Source organism: Winogradskyella helgolandensis (genome assembly GCF_013404085.1).
Lineage (GTDB): Bacteria > Bacteroidota > Bacteroidia > Flavobacteriales > Flavobacteriaceae > Winogradskyella > Winogradskyella helgolandensis.
Map to the genome: position 1 here is coordinate 1,999,894 of NZ_JABFHO010000001.1, position 22,297 is coordinate 2,022,190.

At 32.0% G+C, this 22,297-nt stretch carries 20 protein-coding genes; 15 read left to right on the top strand and 5 right to left on the bottom strand.

The genetic code is table 11. The features are described 5' to 3' along the window. Positions 1-6: 6 nt before the first annotated feature. From HM992_RS08150 to HM992_RS08160, 3 genes are read right to left on the bottom strand one after another with little or no spacing between them, the layout of a single operon-like run. Positions 7-603, bottom strand: a complete 597-nt coding sequence (locus HM992_RS08150) for a LemA family protein (protein WP_178984513.1) — start codon at positions 601-603, stop codon at positions 7-9. 11 nt (positions 604-614) lie between these two features. Further along, positions 615-944, bottom strand: coding sequence for a MerR family transcriptional regulator (locus HM992_RS08155; RefSeq protein ID WP_178984514.1), 330 nt, complete (start codon positions 942-944; stop codon positions 615-617). Position 945: 1 nt separating this feature from the next. Further along, a complete protein-coding gene (locus HM992_RS08160) occupies positions 946-1,917 on the bottom strand; it encodes a M23 family metallopeptidase (protein ID WP_178984515.1) in 972 nt (323 codons plus the stop codon). A 130-nt stretch (positions 1,918-2,047) separates the two neighbouring features. Between HM992_RS08160 and alaS the strand changes: the two genes are divergently transcribed. From alaS to HM992_RS08205, 9 genes are all read left to right on the top strand, one after another. Then, a complete protein-coding gene (gene alaS, locus HM992_RS08165) occupies positions 2,048-4,663 on the top strand; it encodes an alanine--tRNA ligase (RefSeq protein ID WP_179319308.1) in 2,616 nt (871 codons plus the stop codon). A 20-nt stretch (positions 4,664-4,683) separates the two neighbouring features. Beyond that, on the top strand, positions 4,684-5,541 hold the full coding sequence (locus tag HM992_RS08170) for a tetratricopeptide repeat protein (protein WP_179319309.1): 858 nt from the start codon (positions 4,684-4,686) through the stop codon (positions 5,539-5,541). Further along, positions 5,541-6,491 carry a GSCFA domain-containing protein gene (locus HM992_RS08175; protein WP_179319310.1) on the top strand — a complete coding sequence of 317 codons (951 nt, stop codon included), beginning with the start codon at positions 5,541-5,543 and terminating at the stop codon, positions 6,489-6,491. Before HM992_RS08170 ends, HM992_RS08175 begins: the two co-directional genes overlap by 1 nt. A gap of 209 nt (positions 6,492-6,700) precedes the next feature. After that, a complete protein-coding gene (locus HM992_RS08180) occupies positions 6,701-7,243 on the top strand; it encodes a DUF6252 family protein (RefSeq protein WP_179319311.1) in 543 nt (180 codons plus the stop codon). Between the two features lie 3 nt (positions 7,244-7,246). Further along, the gene (locus HM992_RS08185) at positions 7,247-9,160 is read left to right on the top strand and encodes an outer membrane protein assembly factor BamB family protein (RefSeq protein ID WP_179319312.1); all 1,914 of its coding nucleotides are present in this window, start codon (positions 7,247-7,249) and stop codon (positions 9,158-9,160) included. 137 nt (positions 9,161-9,297) lie between these two features. Continuing rightward, positions 9,298-10,248, top strand: a complete 951-nt coding sequence (locus tag HM992_RS08190; protein WP_179319313.1) for a sensor histidine kinase — start codon at positions 9,298-9,300, stop codon at positions 10,246-10,248. Between the two features lie 49 nt (positions 10,249-10,297). Next, complete coding sequence (locus HM992_RS08195; RefSeq protein WP_179319314.1) at positions 10,298-12,169, top strand: ATP-binding protein; 1,872 nt, start codon at positions 10,298-10,300, stop codon at positions 12,167-12,169. Between the two features lie 58 nt (positions 12,170-12,227). Next, on the top strand, positions 12,228-12,878 hold the full coding sequence (locus HM992_RS08200; RefSeq protein ID WP_179319315.1) for a response regulator: 651 nt from the start codon (positions 12,228-12,230) through the stop codon (positions 12,876-12,878). A 47-nt stretch (positions 12,879-12,925) separates the two neighbouring features. After that, positions 12,926-13,666, top strand: coding sequence for a hypothetical protein (locus HM992_RS08205; RefSeq protein WP_179319316.1), 741 nt, complete (start codon positions 12,926-12,928; stop codon positions 13,664-13,666). Between the two features lie 79 nt (positions 13,667-13,745). Here the strand turns inward: HM992_RS08205 and coaD are convergent, their stop codons facing one another. Beyond that, entirely contained in the window at positions 13,746-14,204 is a 459-nt protein-coding gene (gene coaD / locus HM992_RS08210; RefSeq protein WP_178984525.1) for a pantetheine-phosphate adenylyltransferase, read from the bottom strand. 60 nt (positions 14,205-14,264) lie between these two features. Continuing rightward, positions 14,265-15,242, bottom strand: coding sequence for a D-alanine--D-alanine ligase (locus tag HM992_RS08215; RefSeq protein WP_178984526.1), 978 nt, complete (start codon positions 15,240-15,242; stop codon positions 14,265-14,267). Between the two features lie 150 nt (positions 15,243-15,392). Here HM992_RS08215 and HM992_RS08220 point away from each other — a divergent pair, with 150 nt between their 5' ends. From HM992_RS08220 to HM992_RS08245, 6 genes are all read left to right on the top strand, one after another. Continuing rightward, complete coding sequence (locus tag HM992_RS08220; protein ID WP_179319317.1) at positions 15,393-15,941, top strand: PASTA domain-containing protein; 549 nt, start codon at positions 15,393-15,395, stop codon at positions 15,939-15,941. Positions 15,942-15,950: 9 nt separating this feature from the next. Then, positions 15,951-16,991 carry an RluA family pseudouridine synthase gene (locus HM992_RS08225; protein WP_178984528.1) on the top strand — a complete coding sequence of 347 codons (1,041 nt, stop codon included), beginning with the start codon at positions 15,951-15,953 and terminating at the stop codon, positions 16,989-16,991. 417 nt (positions 16,992-17,408) lie between these two features. Continuing rightward, on the top strand, positions 17,409-18,167 hold the full coding sequence (yaaA, locus tag HM992_RS08230) for a peroxide stress protein YaaA (RefSeq protein WP_179319318.1): 759 nt from the start codon (positions 17,409-17,411) through the stop codon (positions 18,165-18,167). Between the two features lie 30 nt (positions 18,168-18,197). Next, positions 18,198-18,917: a hypothetical protein gene (locus HM992_RS08235; protein ID WP_179319319.1), complete on the top strand. Its 720-nt coding sequence runs from the start codon at positions 18,198-18,200 to the stop codon at positions 18,915-18,917. 338 nt (positions 18,918-19,255) lie between these two features. Further along, entirely contained in the window at positions 19,256-20,587 is a 1,332-nt protein-coding gene (locus HM992_RS08240; protein ID WP_229720466.1) for an MBOAT family O-acyltransferase, read from the top strand. After that, a complete protein-coding gene (locus tag HM992_RS08245) occupies positions 20,587-22,248 on the top strand; it encodes an alginate O-acetyltransferase AlgX-related protein (protein WP_179319321.1) in 1,662 nt (553 codons plus the stop codon). Before HM992_RS08240 ends, HM992_RS08245 begins: the two co-directional genes overlap by 1 nt. Positions 22,249-22,297: the final 49 nt, after the last annotated feature.

Genomic DNA, 22,297 nt, shown 5'->3' on the forward strand with positions numbered 1-22,297 from the left:
TATTTATTAAAAATCAAATTCTACATCTACAGGTTTTTCAGCTCCTGCTTCTGCATCAAAATAAGGTTTTTCATCAAAATTTAAAAACCCAGCTAAAATTGTATTTGGAAATGTATTAACATGAACATTATATGGTTTAATTTTTTCATTATAACGTGTCCTTGCGGTTTGAATCGTGTTTTCCGTACTCGTTAATTCATCCTGTAATTTTAAGAAATTTTGATTCGCTTTCAATTCAGGATAGCGTTCTACGGTTACTAATAAACGAGACAAAGCACTGCTTAGTCCACCTTGAGCTTGATTGAACTGAGATAGTTGTTCTGGTGTAATATTAGATGGGTCGATTGTTGTTTTTGTAGCTTCAGACCTTGCTTTAATTACAGCTTCTAAAGTGCTTTTTTCAAAATCAGCGGCTCCTTTAACCGTGTTTACTAAATTTCCGATTAAATCATTTCGTCTTTGGTAAGATGTCTGAACATTTCCCCAAGCTTCTTTTACGTTTTCGTTAAGTGTTACAGCTGTATTATTGAAGTTTTTGCCCCAAGAATAAAAACCGAATCCTATGATTGCAATTACGATTACAGGAATTAGCCATTTTTTCATAATAGTTAGTTTTAAAGTTGTGTTTTGATTTTGTTTAGTTGTGCTTTTATGCCTTCAAGTTTTTCGATAATTTCAAATTTCTCTAAAGCTTGTTTTTTTTCTTCTTTAAGATGTGTTTTTGCTCCCTCTAAAGTAAATCCTCTTTCTTTTACCAAGTGGTAAATAAACTTAAGATTCTTAATATCTTCAGGTGTAAATTTTCGGTTGCCCTTAGCGTTTTTCTTCGGCTTTAATGCATCAAATTCCTTTTCCCAAAACCGAATTAATGAGGCATTCACCTTAAAGGCTTTGGCCACTTCTCCAATACCGTAATAACGCTTTTCTGGTAGATCTATATGCATCTTAATCGAGAGATTGGTTTTCTAATGATGCTTTTTTAAGCAATATGTCGTATTCTTCAGCAGATAAGTTACCGTAATAAAAATTAATAGGATTTATACGTTCACCATCTTTAAAGACTTCATAATGTAAATGCGGAGCTTCAGAACGCCCTGTGCTACCCACAAAACCTATTAAATCGCCACGTTTTACGCGTTGATTTACTTTTACATTGTACTTGTATAAGTGTGCATATAAAGAAACATAGCCGTAACCATGATCTATTCTGATATGATTTCCATAACCTGTAGATCTGCTATCTGCTCGTTTTATAACTCCATCTCCTGAGGCATAAATTGGTGTGCCACGAGGCGCTGTAAAATCCATTCCGTAATGAAACTTTCTAACCTTTGTAAATGGGTCAGTTCTATAACCATAACCAGATGCCATTCTTGTCATGTTTTCATTACTAATAGGTTGAATAGCCGGTATAGCTTCTAAAAATTTCTCTTTATCTTCGGCTAGTTTTGCAATTTCATCTAAAGATTTAGACTGAACAACAATAGCTTTTTCTAAAATTTCTAAACGTTTATAGCTTTCAGTAATAAGTTCTGAATTGCCGAAACCTTCGTATTTCTTATAGCGATTAATTCCACCAAATCCAGCTCTGCGCTGTTCGGTTGGTATGGGATTAGCTTCAAAGTATAATCTATAGATCGCATTGTCTCGCTCTTCAACATTTTCTAAAGCAGCAAAAGCATCATCAGTACGTTTGCTAAGCAACTCATATTGCAATTCCATATTTTGTAATTCTCTAGCCATTTGTCGCTCTTTAGGCGATTCAATATATTGACTGGCAATAAAAAATGATAGGAATCCAAATAGTGCTGCAGCACTTAGAAATACCAAAGCATACTTTGCCGTTGTCGATTTCTTACGCTTTATTTTGCGATACGAAAGCGTTTCAGAATCATAATAATATTTTACTTTAGCCATGTTTGAATTTATGCTATTTTTGCAGCTAATAAGCGTAGAAATCAAGCATCTTTTATTAGCGTAACGTTCAAAGATAAAAAAATGTTTTGCATTTGCGCTAATTTAATAACACAAGCTCTAATTTTAATATATGAAGTCTCAAGATATACGATCTAAATTTTTGAATTTCTTTGAAGGAAAACAACATCTCGTGGTTCCTTCTGCGCCAATGGTATTAAAGGACGATCCAACATTAATGTTTGTTAATTCTGGAATGGCGCCTTTTAAAGAGTACTTTTTAGGTAATGCAGAACCAAAGAAAAATAGAATTTCTGATTCGCAAAAATGTTTGCGTGTTTCTGGTAAGCACAACGATTTGGAAGAAGTGGGTTACGATACCTACCACCACACTTTATTTGAAATGCTAGGGAACTGGAGTTTTGGTGATTATTTTAAAAAGGAAGCCATTGCTTGGGCTTGGGAATTGCTAACCGAAGTCTATGGTATTGATAAAGATATCCTATATGTGACTGTTTTTGAAGGTAGTGATGATAGCGATAATCTAGAAATGGATACGGAAGCATACGATATTTGGAAACAATATATTGCTGAAGATCGTATCTTAAAAGGCAATAAAAAAGATAATTTCTGGGAAATGGGAGACCAAGGGCCTTGTGGACCTTGTAGTGAAATCCATGTAGATATTCGTTCGGCAGAAGAAAAAGCAAAGGTGGATGGAAAGACATTGATTAACATGGATCATCCACATGTGGTTGAAGTATGGAATCTAGTTTTTATGGAATTCAACCGAAAAGCCAATGGTTCGTTAGAAACATTGCCAAATAAGCATATCGATACAGGAATGGGATTTGAGCGTTTGTGTATGGTGTTGCAAGGAGTGCAATCAAATTACGATACGGATGTTTTTACTCCCATTATTCGCGAAATTAGTGCTGTTACTAATAAAGATTATGGAAAAGATGAAACGGTAGATGTAGCTATCAGAGTTATTTCAGATCATGTACGTGCCGTTGCATTTTCCATTGCAGATGGGCAACTACCTAGTAACACTGGTGCTGGTTACGTTATTCGTAGAATTTTACGAAGAGCTGTACGTTATGGTTTTACATTTTTAGATAAAAAGGAACCTTTTATATACCGTTTAGTTGACGTATTGAGCAAAAAAATGGGAGATGCGTTTCCGGAATTGAAAGCTCAAAAAACATTAATAGAAAATGTTATTAAAGAAGAGGAAGCCTCTTTTTTAAGAACATTAGATCAAGGTTTGGTATTGCTTAATCGTATTGTTGAAGAAACAAAAGGCGACACCGTTTCTGGAGAAAAAGCATTTGAATTGTATGATACCTATGGTTTTCCAATTGATTTAACAGCTTTAATTTTATCAGAAAAGAATTTAAAGCTTGATGAAAAAGGTTTTAAAGATCATTTGCAAAAACAGAAAGATAGATCGCGTTCGGCAAGTGAAACTTCTACGGAAGATTGGACGGTTTTAAAAGAAGACGATGTTGAAGAATTTATTGGTTATGATGCTGAGGAAGCCAATGTAAAAATTACGAGATACAGAAAAGTGACTTCAAAAAAAGAAGGCGAAATGTATCAGTTAGTTTTCAATTTAACACCATTTTATCCTGAAGGAGGTGGACAAGTTGGAGACAAAGGAGTGTTGCAAGACGCACATGGAGATTTGGTTTATATTTTGGATACCAAAAAGGAAAACAACGTTATTATTCATTTAGTAAAAGAATTACCAGAACATATTAACGAAAGTTTTAAAGCCGTTGTAAGTAGTGAGCATAGAGCTTTATCGTCAAGTAATCACACGGCAACACATTTATTGCACCAAGCATTACGAACCGTTTTAGGTGAGCATGTTGAGCAGAAAGGGTCTTTGGTAAAACCTAAATCACTACGATTTGATTTTTCACACTTTTCAAAAGTAACACCAGAGCAATTACAAGAAATAGAAGATTTTGTAAATGCAAGAATTGAAGGTAAATTGCCATTGGAAGAAGGGAGGAATATACCAATGGAAAAAGCGGTTGAAGAAGGGGCAATGGCATTATTTGGTGAGAAATATGGAGATACGGTAAGAACGATTCGTTTTGGGAAGTCTATTGAATTATGTGGAGGTATTCATGTAAAAAACACCTCTGATATTTGGCATTTTAAAATTGTGTCTGAAGGAGCCGTTGCTGCAGGCATAAGACGAATTGAAGCGATAACAAATAAATCTGTAAGAGATTATTATTCTGAAAATAACGCAGCATTTCTTGAAATGAAAGGCTTGTTGAACAATGCAAAAGAACCTGTAAAAGCATTAGAGCATCTTCAAGAAGAGAATAACGATTTAAAAAAGCAGATTGAAGGCCTATTAAAAGATAAAGCGAAAAATATAAAAGGGGAACTTAAAAGTGAATTAACCGAAATCAATGGCATTCAATTCTTAGCTAAAAAACTAGATTTAGATGCGTCAGGAATTAAAGATGTCTGTTTTGAATTAGGTAGTCAGTTTGAAAATTTATTCTTGTTATTTGGAGCAGAAAACGATGGGAAAGCAATTTTGTCTTGCTATATTTCTAAGGAATTAGTTGCTAGTAAAAACTTAAATGCAGGAACAATAGTAAGAGAACTCGGAAAACACATACAAGGTGGAGGTGGTGGCCAACCATTCTTTGCCACTGCAGGTGGTAAAAATCCTGATGGGATAACAGCTGCTTTGGAGGCTGGAAAAAGTTTTATCAGCTAAGTAATTATTCAATAAACAATATGAAAACTAAAAAAGCAAATGTTATAAAATGTGTATTACCCATTTTAAGTATTTGCTTTTTGATTTTATCTTGTAAAAAAACAGAAACAATTGAGCCTAAAAGTTCAATACAATTAAGTTTAGAAGATTCGTTAAGGGTTAATTATTTTAAAGGACGTGCTTATCGTCAAAATTTATATTCTCAAGAATTTCAAAAATACTTAGATTCCGCTCTACAAGTTAGTCCTAGTGATGCACATTTATGGCAGCAAAAAGCAATGGCTTGTTTTAAAAGTAAGAAATATGAAGTGGGAATGGGTTTCTTAGATAAAGCTGTAGCATTAGATACTGAATACTATATAGATTACCGCGCTTTCATAAAATGTATTTTTACGAAACAATATAAAGCTTCAATAGTTGATTTTAAAAAAGCAAAGCAATTATTGGGGAGTTCTTATATAATGGATCATACTTATGATTTTTATCTAGGTCTTTGTTATTTACAGCTCAACGAATTTGAAAAAGCAAATCGTTACTTTAGAGCGACTATTAATAGCGAATTAGAAGAACATGACGAGAGTTGGATCCATTATTTAGATTGGTTTTATTATGGTATCTCTGAATTTGAATTAGGGAATTATGATAAAGCTATTGTTTATTTAGACAAAAGTCTTGTTGATTTTCCAAAATTTTCTGATGCTCAATATTATAAAATTAAATGTCTCGCTAGAATTGGTAAAATTGATGAAGCTAAAGATTTATTGAAAATTGGAATAGAGAATATTGAACTAGGTCACACTATTTTTGATTCTAATTCGCAATACGAAACCTATCCATATCAAATATCAGAAAAACAGTTTAAAAATTTCGTAGATTAATGAAATTACTTACCGAAATACCAATGCCACCACAGCAACATAATCAAATAGATTACAATTCTAAGATTATGCTGTTTGGCTCATGCTTTTCTGAGAATATAAGTGCGAAGTTCAAGTATTTTAAGTTTCAATCTAGGGTTAATCCTTTTGGTATCTTATTTCAGCCATTGGCTATAGAAAATTTAATTACTCATGCCATTAATGAAAAAGTATATAGCGATGGCGATGTTTTTTTTCAAAATGAACAATGGCATTGTTTTGACGCGCATTCTCAATTAAGTTCAGCTTCAAAAGAGGAGTTGTTAGATGACTTGAATAATCAAATTAAATTAACACATCAGCAAATAAACGAGGCGAGTAATATCATAATTACATTGGGAACGGCTTGGGTTTATAGGGAAATAGAAACGGATACGATTGTTGCTAATTGCCATAAAGTCCCACAAAAACAATTTTTGAAAGAATTACTTTCGGTAGATACGATTACAGAGTCGCTACAAGCCATTATCGCTTTAGTTAAAAGTGTGAATCCAAACGTTAGTTGTCTATTTACAGTTTCACCTATACGGCATATTAAAGATGGTTTTGTAGAAAATATGCAGAGTAAAGCGCATTTAATTGCTGCAATTCATAAGGTTGTTGAACCTAGACATCAAAATTATTATTTTCCTTCTTATGAAATTCTAATGGACGAGCTTCGTGATTATCGCTATTATGCTGAAGATATGATTCATCCTAACCAAACTGCTATAGATTACATTTGGGAAAAGTTTCAAAACGTTTGGATTTCGGGAACCACTTCTAATACGATGGATGAGGTGGAAACCATTCAGAAAGGACTTCAACATAAACCATTTAATTCAGCATCTGAGGCACATCAAAAATTTCTTCAAAAACTAGAAGATAAAAAAGCGAAGTTACGCGCTGAATTTCCTCATATTATTTTCTAAGACTTTAAGTTGTATTGTAGATAAACTCTACGATGGTAAAGTAGGGAAATCGGAACTTAGAAAGCAACTTCTGCTACTTATGGGGTAATTAACTTATTGTTTATCAGTTGGTTCTTGTCTTGTTTTTGAAATATACGCAATTCATCGTATGTTTTAGCTCTGTCTTATTTCTCAAATTTGTCTCATTATTAATCAATACAAAATTTATAATGAGAAAATTAAACGAAATCATGTTACTTATAATGACAGTTTCATTAGTAACATTCACATCATGTTCTAAAGATGACGATGGAGGTAGTGGTGGCAACGCACCTTCGGGAACTTTAACCGCAAAAGTAGATGGTTCAAGCTTTCAATCTATGGAAATTTCTTCTTCCGCAACTGTAAGCAGTAATCCATCAGGGCAAAGTCTAATAATTATCGCAACCAATAGCGATGGTAATGCATTTTCGTTTACCATTTTGGGTTATGACGGAGTCGGTACTTATAGTTTTGATGGCTCTGTAAACACTGGAGTTAACGTCGCTTCTTATTCAGAAACAACGGTAGATTTAAGTAATCCTTTAAACTCAGAAACAAAACTGTGGCAAGCACCTTACGAGAATTTAGCTGTTGGTACAATCAGTATTTCAGAAGAGACGGATACTAAATTAATTGGGACGTTTGAGTTTAATTGTAAAAACTTAAACGGAGACCAATCAGTTAAAAATATTACGAATGGTTCTTTTAATCTAGGTAAACAAACTTTATAAGTTATGAAGACGCTATTTATAAATACACAGAAATTAATAATGTTTGTATTCTTATTGAGTACAGCATTATTGTTTGCTCAGAAAGCAGAAACTCCAGATCAAAATTATGACTTAGGAAGTAAAATAAACGAAATGACGCTTACTATCGGAGGAGTGTTAGTTGTGGCAACGAACGATGGTTTAGTTGGAATAAAGCCAACAGATAGTCAGCCTGTATTTACATTCAATAATTTTGGAAAGTTAAAACCTGAAGAAACAGATTTTATACCAAGTTCACCTTATGTGGTGGTGTCGCAAGGTGTTGGTGCTACTTTTGCTGGTATTTCTAAAACGAAACGGGCGGTAATTGATTATGTTCAAGGTCGCGTCATTTTTAATTCAGAAAATGACAATTGGAATCAAATTTACACGTGTAATGTTGTTTTGCCACAGAATAAACTAATCGTGAGTGGGATTCAAAAAGAAGGTGATAAGTTTGAGAAAATTACACCAAAAGTTGCCGTTTATGACTTAGCCACATCTCAACTTGATTACAGTTTCTTTTTAGACAAACCAGGTAGAGTTGGTATGGCCAAAGATTTTAGTGTTACAGGAGTGCCTTTGTTGTTAAAGGATTTTTTAATCATTCCTACCGCTCAAGGTCTAATTGCTAAATCTCATAGTGGAGACGATTTGTGGCAAACAAAAATTAAGGGTGTAAATTGGATGGTTGCTGACCAAACAGAATCTGAAATCTATGGTTTTGAATCTGTTAATAATGGTAAAAACACCAGAATTCACAAAATAGGTAAAGATGGTAGTGAGTTATGGAAAGATGATAGAAAGATACAAGGAGTGGTTTCAAAATTTGAAATTCTTCCGCAAGGTCTTGCTGTTGTTAGCAATAAAGGAGAAGGTAGTGACGGTGGCGTATTCTCTCAAAAAAGTGAATCGGAAATTGCATTTTTAAGTACATCTTCGGGAGAGGATCTTTGGGAAAAAGCACCAAAAACCAAAGGTTATGTTCAGCACTTTTATATTATGGAGGACGGCATATTATTCGGGATCTATTCTGGTGGTATTAACAAAGTGTCTTTTGATGGCAAACCATTATTTAAAAAGCCATTAAAGACAGGTGAGAATATTATTACCATGGCACATTCGCCTCAAGGTTTAATTTACATTACAAGTGAAGATGCCAATATTGTAAATTTAGAAACGGGAGACGAAGTTTGGGCTAAACCATTAAAATATAAATCTTCGGATTCGGTAGCGTCAACATTTGATAGTGACAATAACCGTTATTTAATCGTGGCCGATGGTACTATTTTCGCCATTGATGCGGACTCTGGAAATGTTTCTGAATTATCGAATATAAAATTTGAGGAGAAGGAATCACCAAATACCATGGCTATAAAAAATGGTAATATTTTTATAGGGTCGTCACAAAACATGATGTTGTTAGATAACGACGGAAAGGAAATATATCATAGTTATCAGAAATCGCCAGGTAAAAGTGGTTTTATGAAAGTCGTTGGAGGTGTGGTAGCGGCAGCTTCATTAGTTGCAACGGTATCTACTGCAGCTGCTGCAGGCGCGAACAATAATGGAATAAGTACAAACAATCTGCGTAATTATAATGACTACGGAAAAGACGCAAAACGAGCTTCAGATATGTTTGCTTCCATTAGTGATGCGTCTTTTAAAATGATGGCTGAGCGTTTTAAAGCCTCATCCGCAACTGAGAATGCACAATTTATTTTAACAAATTTAGACAGTGGCGTCGGTTTAGTAAAAGTGAATAAAGACACTGGTGAAATAGATAAGGAAATTCTTCTCAAAGACAAAAAGCCTGAGTACAAAGTAGATGAATATGGAGGGTATTTGTTTTATAAAGCAAGTGATGATACCATTTATACTTATAATCTTAATAAATAGATGTGTAACTAATTGATTGAGCGCAATTTGTCTATGATTGCGCTTAATCTTTTAAAACAGCTAATTAACTCACTAACAATCTTATATTCCTAATGCTATTAATTAATTACTTAAGAGGCATCAATTGTAAATTCTGTATGAAGTACAGAAAACACTTGATGTTTTTTTTGTTATTGTTTTTAAGCAATAGCACAAATTTAGTAGCTATAAATTCGACCTTAAATAGCAAATATCCTTCCGTTTCTGAAGCTCATATAATACGAGATAATACGAATCAAATTCTTATAGATAGAGTTGTCTTGGCAGAGCAGCAATTAAGAGTTCAAAAACAAAATTATCAAGTTTATGGTGGTCTTTGCTTGTTTGTAATTTTAAGTGTAATAGCTTACCTTATTTACAGTCAATACCAATTAAAACACCATCAAAGTCAAAAAGAAAAGGAGTTAAAAGAAGCATTGTCAAAAATAAAAATCCAGAATAAACAACAAGAGCAACGCTTAAAAATATCCAAAGATCTACACGACACTATTGGGGCACAGCTTACTTATATAATTTCGTCTTTAGATCATCTAAAATATGCTTTCGATATAGAGGATGAGAAATTAAAAGAGAAACTCAACATTATTAGCAGTTTCACATCACATACCATTTACGAACTTAGAGACTCTATTTGGGCGATGACTAAAAGCGAAATTACGTTTCTAGATTTACAAGCTCGAATTTCAAATTATATAGATCAAGTAAAACTTAATGATTCTAACATTCAATTCGTATTTAAAGTTGGTCATAATGTGGATTCAATTATAAAGTTCACAACTGTTGAAGGTTTTAATATCTATAGTATTATACAAGAGGCCATTCAAAATAGTTTAAAGCATGCTAAGGCTTCAATAATAAAAGTTGAAGTTGTGAAGCTAGTTTCTAACATAGTATTTACAATTTCTGACAATGGAAAAGGGTTTAATACATTCAATGTAAAAAGAGAAAATGGACTTAATGCTATGGAAAAAAGAATACAAAGTATTGGCGGATTATTGGAGATTAATTCCATTGAAAATGCTGGTACTGAAATCATAATAACAATTTAGTTTAAAAAAAATGATATCTTCATATCGCTATTAATTAACCAACCTTGTAATGAGACTATTCGCTTTTTTATTACTTTTTAATTTTGTTTGTGTTGGGCAAACACCGGAATCTGCTAAAAAACTTAATGATTCGGCTTTAAGTATTTATAAAAATCACCCTAAAAAAGCACTTGAAATATTTGAACAATCTGAAGCTGTTGCAAAGTCTAAAAATGAAACTTTAGAATATGCAAGAGCCAAAAACGGTTTGGGTTTAATTTATAGAGATTTAGGAGAATTTGAAAAAGCTATTGCCTATGCAAATGATGCTATGTCTATTTCTAAAGACTCGTTATTAACATCTAGTGCTTTAAATAATATAGGACGCTCTAAACGGCAACTTGGTTTATATGAAGATGCTTTAATCTATTATTTACAAGCCTTAGATATCTATGATGATTTAAATAAAAAAGAAGAGGAAGCTACTGTAACCAATAATATAGGTTTAGTTTATAGTTATTTGGGTATAAATGATAAGGCTATAGAATATCATCTTAAGGCTAAAACTGCTTTTGAAGCCTTAAACAATAAAAAAGGCATCTCGGAAGTCTATAATAATATCGCCATAATTTATGCCAATGATGGTGATTTAGATAAAGCATTGGATTATTTTAAATATTCTTTGGCCATAGAAGTTGATCTCGATGATAAAAAAGGTATGGCAGAATCGGCAAATAATGTAGGTGCTGTTTATTATTATATGCAAGAGGTAGATTCGGCCTTAACCTATTTTGAAAAATCGGTTAACATTGAAAAATCAATAGGGAATTTTGCAGGCTTGCCAGCGAGTTTCAACAATATAGCCCAAGTTTTAATGGAAAACAAAAGGCTGTCAGAGTCCAAAACGTTTATTGATAGTGCCTATCAATACGCCCAAGACTATAAAGTTGCCACAGAAATTGAAAATTCCCTACTTAATTATTCGGAATATTACGAAGCTTCGCAAAACAACAGTAAAGCATTAGATTACTACAAAGCCTATTCAAAAGCAAAAGACAGTTTACTTAATATTGGAACTAATAGTAAGATTGCCGAATTAGAAATAGAATACCAAACCGAAAAAAAGGAGAAAGAACTATTAGAGCATCGTGCAGATTTGGCAGAAAAGGAATTAGATTTAAGTAAAAAAAATAATTACATATTAGGTTTAAGCGCGCTAGCCATTGTATTAATGCTGTTAGGCTATTTAATTTATAACCAACAAAAACTCAAAAATCGACAGTTAATAAAAGAAAACGAATTAAAAGATGCATTGTTAAAAATTGAAACGCAAAACAAATTACAAGAACAGCGTTTAAGAATCTCTAGAGATCTTCATGATAATATAGGTGCGCAACTGACTTTTATAATTTCATCTTTAGATAATTTGAAATATGGTTTTAAACTTCCAGAAAAACTAAGTCAGAAATTAGTCCATATAAGTGAATTTACCACGACCACAATTTATGAATTAAGAGATACCATTTGGGCCATGAATAAAAATGAGATTACGTTTGAAGATCTTCAGATACGAATTTCAAATTTTATCGATACAGCGAATTTGGCAGCACATAATATAAATTTTTACTTACGTATTGACGATAACGTTGATAAGGAGGCTGTATTTTCATCCGTTGAAGGCATGAATATTTATAGAATAATTCAAGAAGCGATTAATAACGCTCTTAAATATGCAGAAGCAAAAAACATTAATTTAACCGTTAAGGAAAAAGATGATAAATTAGAAATAGCCATTTCGGATAATGGAAAAGGATTTGATGAAACTACAGTAGAATTAGGAAACGGCATACAAAACATGAAAAAACGAGCAGTTGAGATACACGGAAATTTAATTGTAGAATCTAATGAAGGTAAAGGAACAATTATAACACTCAAATTGTAATTAAGAATAACTTGAGTTTTATAATCAAAGAGATTCAAAATCTAGATAATAATAACAGATGAAAATAAAAATTGCCATTGTTGATGATAATACCTTTTTAATAAAAACGGTAGAAGAGAAGTTGTCTTTTTTTGAAGATTTAGAAGTGAAGTTTACTGCGATGAATGGTGTAGATGTATTAGAGAAATTAGACGGAAATCATAATCTCGATCTAATACTAATGGATATCGAAATGCCAATTATGAATGGCATTGAAGCCACAGAAAAAGTAAAACAAAAATATCCACACATTAAGATAATCATGCTCACCGTTTTTGATAATGATGAAAATATTTTTAATGCTATTAAAGCAGGAGCAGATGGTTATTTATTGAAAGAAATTAATGCAGGAGATTTACATACCGGTATTGAAGAAACTTTAAATGGTGGAGCCGCTATGAATCCTTCAATTGCCTTAAAAACATTAAAATTATTACGTAATCCGTTTGTAGCTGAAGACAAACAAGACCTAGAAACTATTAAACTAACAGATCGCGAAGTCGATGTTTTAGAACAATTGAGTAAAGGATTAAGTTATAATGCGATTGCAGATAATCTCATTCTTTCTACAGGAACCATAAGAAAACATATAGAAAACATATACCGAAAACTTCAAGTGCACAACAAACTTGAAGCGGTACAGAAGGCTAGACGTAATAATCTTATATAGTGTTTCCGTGTTTATTGTTATTTTCGTGGTCTAATATAAATTTTACTATGAAGAAACTAATTTTTATTTTTTGCGTTTTTGGTTTAATTCTTAATTCTTGTGAAGACAACGAAACTGTTGATACTACCGATAATCCTCCTACAGATGCTGTTTTTTTAAAGTCTACAACTGAGACTTATGATGGTGAAGAATTAGTTACAAACTTTACTTATTTAGATGATAAATTGATAGAGGTATCAGATTCTGATGGTTACAGAGAAGTCTTTATTTATGTAGATGATTTGTTAACGATAATAGAGGAATATGAAGATGATGTTTTAGATTCTCAAACAGAGTTAGAATATGATAGTAATAATCGATTGATTAAAGAGTCTTATTCGTATGATTCAGGTTCTGTGCAAGTCAATGAATTTACCTATAATTCAGATGGCACAATAACAATGGATGAATCAGGTGTGAACACCTATATTTACACCTATAATACTGTTGGTAACCGTGTATTTGAAGAGCATGTAGAAGGTGATGAAGATTATAGCTATACGTATGATACACAGAATAATCCATTTAGAAATATCCATCAAAGAGAAGTTTTTGAACTGCTTGGACGTGATACTTATGCGAATAATGTTCTAAGCTATATTAATTCAAGTAGTGCAGCTTTTTCTGATGATTTGACAAGTGCTTATTCATACAATGCTAGCGATTATCCTACAAGTGGTTCTACAGTTTACAATCAAGGAACGGTAGACCAAGAAGTTGTAACCATACAATTTATTTACGAGCTATAATATTTATATTTAACCCATAAAAAAAACTCAAATCTAAAAAAGATATGAGTTTTTTTTTGTTTTAAAATGTATGGTTATATTATCGGTTTACTCTAACACTATCAGGAACTAAAACGGTATAATCGCCATTGTTTCTTAAAACATCACGCACAATGGAAGATGAAATAAAAGACGTTCGAGAGGATGTTAGTAAAAAGACAGTTTCAATTTTTGATAACTTTCTATTGGTGTGAGCAATGGCTTTTTCAAATTCAAAATCTGCAGGATTTCGTAAACCTCTAAGTATAAATTCTGCGTTAATTTCTTTACAGAAATCAATAGTTAAACCTTTATAGGTAACTACTTTTACTTTAGGTTCGTCTTTAAAGGCGTCTTCAATAAATGCTTTTCTCTGCTCTAAAGAAAACATATATTTTTTTTCAGCATTAATACCAATTGCAACTACAACTTCATCGAACAATTTAATGCCACGTTGTATTATATCGAAGTGGCCGTTTGTGAGTGGATCAAAAGATCCAGGGAATAGTGCTCGTTTCATTACCTGAGTTTTGTGGTTACTGTGATATATTGGAAACTTTTAAGAGTTCAAATATAATTATTATTTATTCAAAGCTTCTTCAATAGCGTTCCCGAACAAATCTTTCAAACTAATTCCAGCTTCTGCGGCCTGTTGAGGTAGAATACTTTCTTTGGTTAATCCTGGAACTGTATTTACTTCTAATAAATAAGGGTCATCATTTTTGGCAATGAATTCACTTCGAGAGAACCCTTTCATACCAAGGATTTCATAAATCCTTTTAGCTTCAGTTCTCACTTTGCTAGCATAATCTTCCGAAATACGAGCAGGAGTAATTTCCTGAGATTTCCCTTCGTATTTAGCTTGGTAATCAAAGAAATCATTTTCAGAAACGATTTCTGTAATTGGTAATACCAGGGTTTCACCTTTATAAGAGATTACACCAACAGAAACTTCTACACCATCTAAAAACTGTTCAATAATAATTTCATTATCTTCTTTAAAAGAGTTTTCAATTGCTGCTTGCAAGTCTTCTTTTTTGTACACTTTAGAGATTCCAAAACTACTACCAGCTTTATTCGCTTTTACAAAACAAGGTAAGCCAACTTTGGCAACTATAGCATCTTCATTAATTGCATCACCAAGGTTTAGGTAATAGCTTTCTGCAGTTTTAATACCATAAGGTTTCAACGTTGCTAATAAATCACGTTTATTAAACGTCAATGCTGCTTGGTACATATCGCAACTCGTTTGTGGCATATTTAGTAAGTCAAAATAGCCTTGCATGTAGCCATCTTCACCAGGCGAACCGTGAATGGCATTAAAAACACAATCAAATTCTATTTTAGTTTCATTTACTAAAACCGAAAAATTATTTTTATCTATCGGAAATTCTTCATCCAAATCATTAACAAAAACCCATTTATCTTCAAAAATATGAATGCGATAAGCATTGTATGTCTCTTTATCAAGAGTGTCGTAAACCACGTTGCCACTCTTAAGGGAAATCTTATATTCACTAGAATAACCTCCCATTATAATTGCAATATTTTTCTTCATCTTTAGTGCCCATAAAAGTGGGTATCTTTTAGTTTAAAAAAGCCGTAGTGTAAAAGTATCATTTATTTTCAATAATCTAATTCTCTAATTCATACGTATTTTATTTTTGTGTCGTTATTATTTCTTAGTTTTGTCAACAATTATTTACATATGAGTTTTGTTAAGTTTCTTACCAGTAAAGTGTTTTTTAAACAATTGGCGTTAGCCGTTGTAGCCTTAGTTGTAATATGTTTTATTGCCTTAAAATGGTTAAATGTAACTACTAATCATGGAGAATTTGTGGTAGTGCCAGATTTAAAGGGAAAGTCTTTAGAGATTGTTAATATCGAATTAAAGGATAATGATTTAGCAATGGAGATACAAGATTCGGCTAATTATAATCCTAAATATCCTAAGTATTCTGTGATTGAGCAAAATCCAATTGCAGGATCACATGTAAAAGAAAATCGAAAAATTTATTTAATCCTAAATCCTTCTGATTACCGTAAGGTTGAAGTGCCAGACATTTTAAAACGTACCTTTAGACAAGCTAAGCCACAATTAGAGGCTTTAGAATTTGAAATAGGTGAAATCACCTATAAAGATGCTATTGGTGAAGGTGTTATCTCTATGTCGCATAAAGGTAAGACGTTAAAGCCAGGTACATTATTACCCTTAACATCTAAGATAGACTTGGTATTAGGTAACGGTAAACTATAATATAAAATAATGCCAAATATTCCTGATATTTCAGACCAAGAAGAAAACGAATTATACGAGCATCACGCGTTTAGAGTTGTTGCAGGTCAACAGCCACTCCGTATCGATAAATACTTAATGAATTTTATTGAAAATGCAACACGAAACAAAATACAAGCCGCTGCCAAAGACGGAAGTATTTTTGTGAATGATGTCCCAGTAAAATCGAATTATAAAGTAAAACCTAACGATTATATTACGGTTAAGTTTGAACATCCTCCTCACGAAAATCTTCTAATTGCTGAAGATATTCCTATCGATGTGGTTTACGAAGACGATGATTTGTTGGTCGTTAATAAACCTGCAGGTATGGTCGTTCATCCTGGACATGGTAACTATTCTGGGACTTTAATAAATGCACTTATTTTTCATTTCGAAAATCTGCCTAATAACTCAAGTGAGCGACCAGGTTTAGTTCATAGAATTGATAAAGATACCAGTGGATTATTAGTGGTTGCCAAGACGGAACAGGCCATGGCGCACCTTTCTAGTCAATTTGCTAAAAAAACAAGTGAGCGAGAATATGTTGCTCTTGTTTGGGGCAATATGGAAGAAGAGGAAGGTACTATTGAAGGTAACATTGGTCGTCATCCAAAAAATAGATTACAGAATACTGTATTTTTAGATGATGAAGAAGAACAAGGAAAGCCAGCGGTAACACATTATAAAGTTTTAGAGCGTTTAGGCTACGTCACTTTAGTGTCTTGTAAACTTGAAACAGGACGTACACACCAAATCCGTGTGCATATGAAGCATATTGGACATACGCTTTTTAATGACGAACGTTATGGAGGCGAACGCATCTTAAAAGGGACCACATTTACAAAGTACAAACAGTTTGTAGATAATTGTTTTAAGATTTTACCACGACAAGCTTTACATGCTAAAACCTTAGGATTTGTACATCCAACAACAAATGAATTCATGAGGTTTGAATCTGAAGTACCACAGGATATTACCCTTTGTATTGAGAAGTGGAGGCATTATGCTAAACATACAAGTGAATATTAATTTTTTGGGCGTTTCATTTTTTTATAATCGACAAGGTTTTCTAAACCTTGCAAGAAAAAAATGACCAGGCTGTCCATTATATCTTTTTATTTGGTGAATTCGATTACGATCAATAACCATCGTTCAATCACCAAATAAAAAGGATGTCATTCCCTCCCTTAACGTACTTTCCCGAAGTCATTTTGTAGAGATGAACAACAATGAAACCAATTGTATGGTGCTCTTTTCGGTATTTCAGATTCTTAAATAGGAATTCATTATATCACTATCAAGATTAGTTCTCACTAATATTTGAAACTCTTTTAATTACATCGTATTTTTACATTTGAAAGAGAAAATTGTTTAACCTTTAATGAGACATCTGCTTTTGTGAATGTTGATTTAATTTTAAAGGAACCCACGTTTGTGGGCAATATTATGAAACTAGTACTATCACCAGCAAAATCATTAGATTACGAGACTAAATTACCAACTTCTAAAATCACAGAAGGTGTTTTTTTAGACGAAGCAGAACGCTTAAATAAAGTATTAAAAAAGAAATCAGCCAAGAGCTTATCCGAACTAATGCATATTTCAGATAATTTAAGTCAATTAAATTACGAGCGTAACCAAGAGTGGGAATTACCATTTACAAAAGACAATGCTAGGCCAGCTATTTATGCATTTAGTGGTGATGTGTATAGAGGGTTGGATGCGTATACTATTGATACTAAAAAACTAGATAAAGTTCAAGATACCATTCGGATTCTTTCTGGCTTATATGGTGTTTTAAAACCCTTAGATTTAATACAACCTTACCGATTAGAAATGGGAACTAAAATGCCAGTTGGGAAAAACAAAAACCTTTATGAATTCTGGCAAAAGAAAGTAACAAAAGCCTTAAATGACGAGTTAGAGGATGACGAAATTTTCCTGAATTTAGCGAGTCAAGAGTATTTTAAAGCCATAGATACAAAAGCCTTAAAAGTACCTGTAATAAATGTGGCTTTTAAAGAATTTAAAAATGATAAGTATAAAATCATCGCCATATTCGCAAAATTAGCAAGAGGATTAATGAGCAGATATATTATTGATACAGATGCAAAAACCTTAGATGATATTAAAGGATTCAATTATGAGAATTATGGTTTTAGTGAAGAATTATCTTCTGAAAACGAATTAGTTTTTACGAGATAAAATAGGTTTATATTCACTTAAATTTTCATTATGTATTACTTACTTATAATTGTTCAGGTGTTCTGTTTGTATCACGCTTATAAAAACAGAAAACCTTACTATTGGTATTTTCTTATATTTTTTATTCCTGCTATTGGTTCTTTAATTTACATTATTACTCAGGTGTATAATAAGAGTGATGTAGGAAAAATTCAGGAAGAAATAACAACAGTTCTTAATCCAACTAAAAAGATAAAAGACTTAGAGAAGAAGTTAGAATTTATTGATACATACACTAACAGAATTGAGTTAGCTGATGCGTATTTTAAAAATAAAGATATTCCAAATGCTATTGTAAATTACAAGAAAACTTTAGAAGATACAGTTCAAGATGATTTGTATACAAGGCAAAATTTGATATTGTGCTATTTTCAATTGAGAGATTATGTTGCCGTTATTGAACAGGCAGAGCAAATTAAAGATAAACCGGAATTTAAAGGCTCTAAACAGCAATTTTGTTATGGTCTAGCTTTAAGCGAATTGGGTAAAATTGAAGAGGCAGAAGCGCAATTAAAACAAATTGATAGACCCTATTCAAATTATGCAGAACGTTTAGCACTCGCTAAATTTTATGTAGAAAACAATAGAACTTCAGAAGGTAAGGAGTTGCTAAATGAGATTTCTACTGAGTCGAAACGTTTAACAAAACCAAACAGAAAACTTTATGGAGCCACTATTGTTGAGGTTGAGCGTCTGTTGGCTTCGCTTTAGTTACCACACTGATTTACTGAAACTCTAATTTTGTCATATAGAGTATCTTCGTTCGTATATTGCTTTTACACTGTAGTAAGTAATTATTCCCTCTAGCTTTTTTAAACTTTTTAGACTGGTTGCTTTTGTTAGTATGTGCAAAATCAGTAATCACTTGAGTCTTTTTTCTTTTAGATGGAAAATTAGAAAGTTTAATTTAATATATTCGCTTTTTGCAATATTGATAACAATCTTTATTCTTTTAAAGATATTTTTTTACTCAATTATTAGAATGTATGGTTTTTAGTTCCTTACTGTTTGTTTTTTGTTTTTTACCCTTTGTTTTATTACTGAATAAATTGCTACCAGCCAGTTGGAGAAATTATTTTCTGTTAATTGTCAGTTTAACGTTTTATGCTATTGGTGAAGAAGAACTAGTGTTGGTAATGGTTGGTTCTATCATTGTGAATTATATCGCAGGTATATTAATTAATCGTTATAGACACTCTAAAAGTGGTAAATTCTACTTGGGTTTAGCCATAGGTTTAAATTTAGGAACGTTAATTTATTTTAAATACACTAATTTCATTTTTGATCAATTTGCATTTAAAATTGAGAATATCCATCTTCCAATCGGAATTTCGTTTTTTACTTTTCAAAGTATTTCCTATTTAGTTGATGTCTATCGCGTCCCTAGTTTATATCAAAAGAATCCTTTTAAACTCGGCTTATATATATCACTTTTCCCACAACTTATCGCAGGTCCAATAGTAAGATATGCTGATATAGCTAAAGAAATTTCATCGCGAACAGAAAGTGCAGAACTTTTTAAATCGGGAGTACTTCGTTTTGTTACTGGGTTAGCAAAAAAATTGCTGATAGCTAATACATTAGCCTCAATAGCAGATACTGCTTTTTATATGCCAGCGGAGGAGTTGCCATTAAGTATGGCATGGCTGGGTATTATTTGTTATACGCTTCAAATTTACTTTGATTTTTCAGGATATTCTGACATGGCGATTGGTCTAGGTAGAATGTTTGGATTTCATTTTTTAGAAAATTTTAATTATCCTTATATTTCAAAAAGTATACAAGAATTCTGGAGAAGGTGGCATATATCGCTTTCTTCATGGTTTAGAGATTATGTATATATTCCTTTAGGGGGAAATAGATTGGGGGAACGAAGAACGTATTTAAATCTCATAAGCGTGTTTTTGCTAACAGGTATTTGGCATGGTGCAAGTTGGAATTTTATTGTTTGGGGTTTATGGCATGGAGCTTTTATTTTGATTGAAAAATCGAGTAACTTCCCCATTAGGAATGTAGCTTTAAAGTCTGTATTAAGTAGGGTTTATCTACTTTTAGTAGTAATGATAGGTTGGGTGTTTTTTAGAGCAGAAGACTTAAGTTATGCGCTTGTATATATTAAACATTTAATATGGTATTCTTCTGAAAATACAAATTATTATGCGTTGTATTATGTAAATGCTAAATCTATTTTAGTTTTAATTTTAGCGATCATTATTTCTACACCAATAAAAAGAATACTTCTTAGAAAGCTGGATACTAATACTTTCTTTGTAAATTATAAAGCATTTGTTTTACCATTTTATGTTGGTGTTTTAATGATATTGTGCACCATTGAGATGGCGTCTAATTCATTTAATCCTTTTATTTATTTTAGATTTTAATGAAAAGTAACTCATTTATTAAATTTTGTCTTTGGGTAATAGCATCAATTTTGATTTATCAAATCTTATTGAGTAGTGCTGCATTACTTTTTTCTTCTCAAATTACCTCTATTAAGGTTTTTACTGATCGAAACACTAAGGGAGGGATTAATTTATATTCTTTTGATCGTAAAGAGATAAAAGAGGATGTTACAGTACTTAGTCAATTACATGATTCAACAGATAATTTCTATAACTTTGAGTTGCCAAAGAAATTTAAAAATGATAGAATAAGTCTTCATTTTGTAAATGATAAACAAAGAACTGCAGAGATTTTTGATATTCATTTGGTGAGTCCATATTTTGATTTCAAAATTCAAAGAAAAAATCTTCCTGATTACCTATTAGAAGCTTCTCCTTGTTTAATTGTAGATGGCGCGTATGTATTCCAAAAAAACGAGGGTAATGTTATCGTTCTTGATTTTTTACCATTCTCAGATATTATAAAAGAAAACATTAGGTATAAAACATTAGGTCTATTAATACTTGTTTTAAGTATTTTAATTGTCTTTTTGGTTAAATATTTTAAAGTATTTGATAAAATAACTAAAAATAATGAGTCATCTGCATTATCTGTTAATGGGGTTTTTATTTTAATTCTCTTTACACCAATGGTTATCTTTTTTATGCATTGGGATAATGAAGAGACGTCTGAAAATAGAAAATTAAACTCAATAGAAGATATTAGATCATACATGGATGTAATGTTTCCTTTCAAATCTTCGTTGGTTTATATGAATAGTTTTATTAATGATAAAGTATTTTTAGGACCTAATAATACGAAGCAGGTTGCTGTCGGTGATGATGACTATTTATTTAAGTATTCGGAAGGCTCAGATTTAGCATTGTATAATCTCAGAAGAAAATATTTATCAAAAAACCTATTAGATACTATTGAGGACCGCATAATTGATCATCAAAATTATTCTAAATCAAAAGGGATTGAATATTTGAGAGTCTACTATCCCGGCAAATATGATATTTATCCAGATAAATTACCTTTTGCGCTTCGTTCTGCAATAAAAGATACCATTTCTAGAAAAGAACAGATAGCTAAGCGATTATTTGAACAAGGAATTAACATCATCGATTTTGAGAAAACTTTAGAAAAAAAGAGTTATAAAACAATCTATAGAAAAAAAGATACTCATTGGAATAATTTGGGAGGGTTTTTTGCATATCAACATGTTATGCAAAGTTTATTTGAGAGGACTAATGTAGAAGCTTATGCTCCAACAAAACTCGATGATTATACTTTGATATATGAATTAATTACTTCTGGTGATATTATCGCTAAGTTAGCGGATTATCCTTATGATATTACAGATATGGGACCTGTTCTTTACCCTAAATTTTCTTACGAATTTAAGAAAGAGACAAATGATAAAAGATTACCATATAACTCCATGAAAATCACTAATTCTAAATCAAAAAGTGATAAAACAGTTTTAATATTTAGTGACTCATTTGTTCTATCGCAGCGATTATTTTACGCGATGAATTTTCGTACTGTGTATCACTTAAGGGATCAGGCTTTTAATAAGGACTTAATAGAATTGCTTAAACCTGATGTAATTATTGAAGGTTATTCAGAAATGACTCATAATAATTTGATATATTGATATTAAATTAGAGCTAGTCTCAGAATATTCTTGGTTTACCTCTTACTAA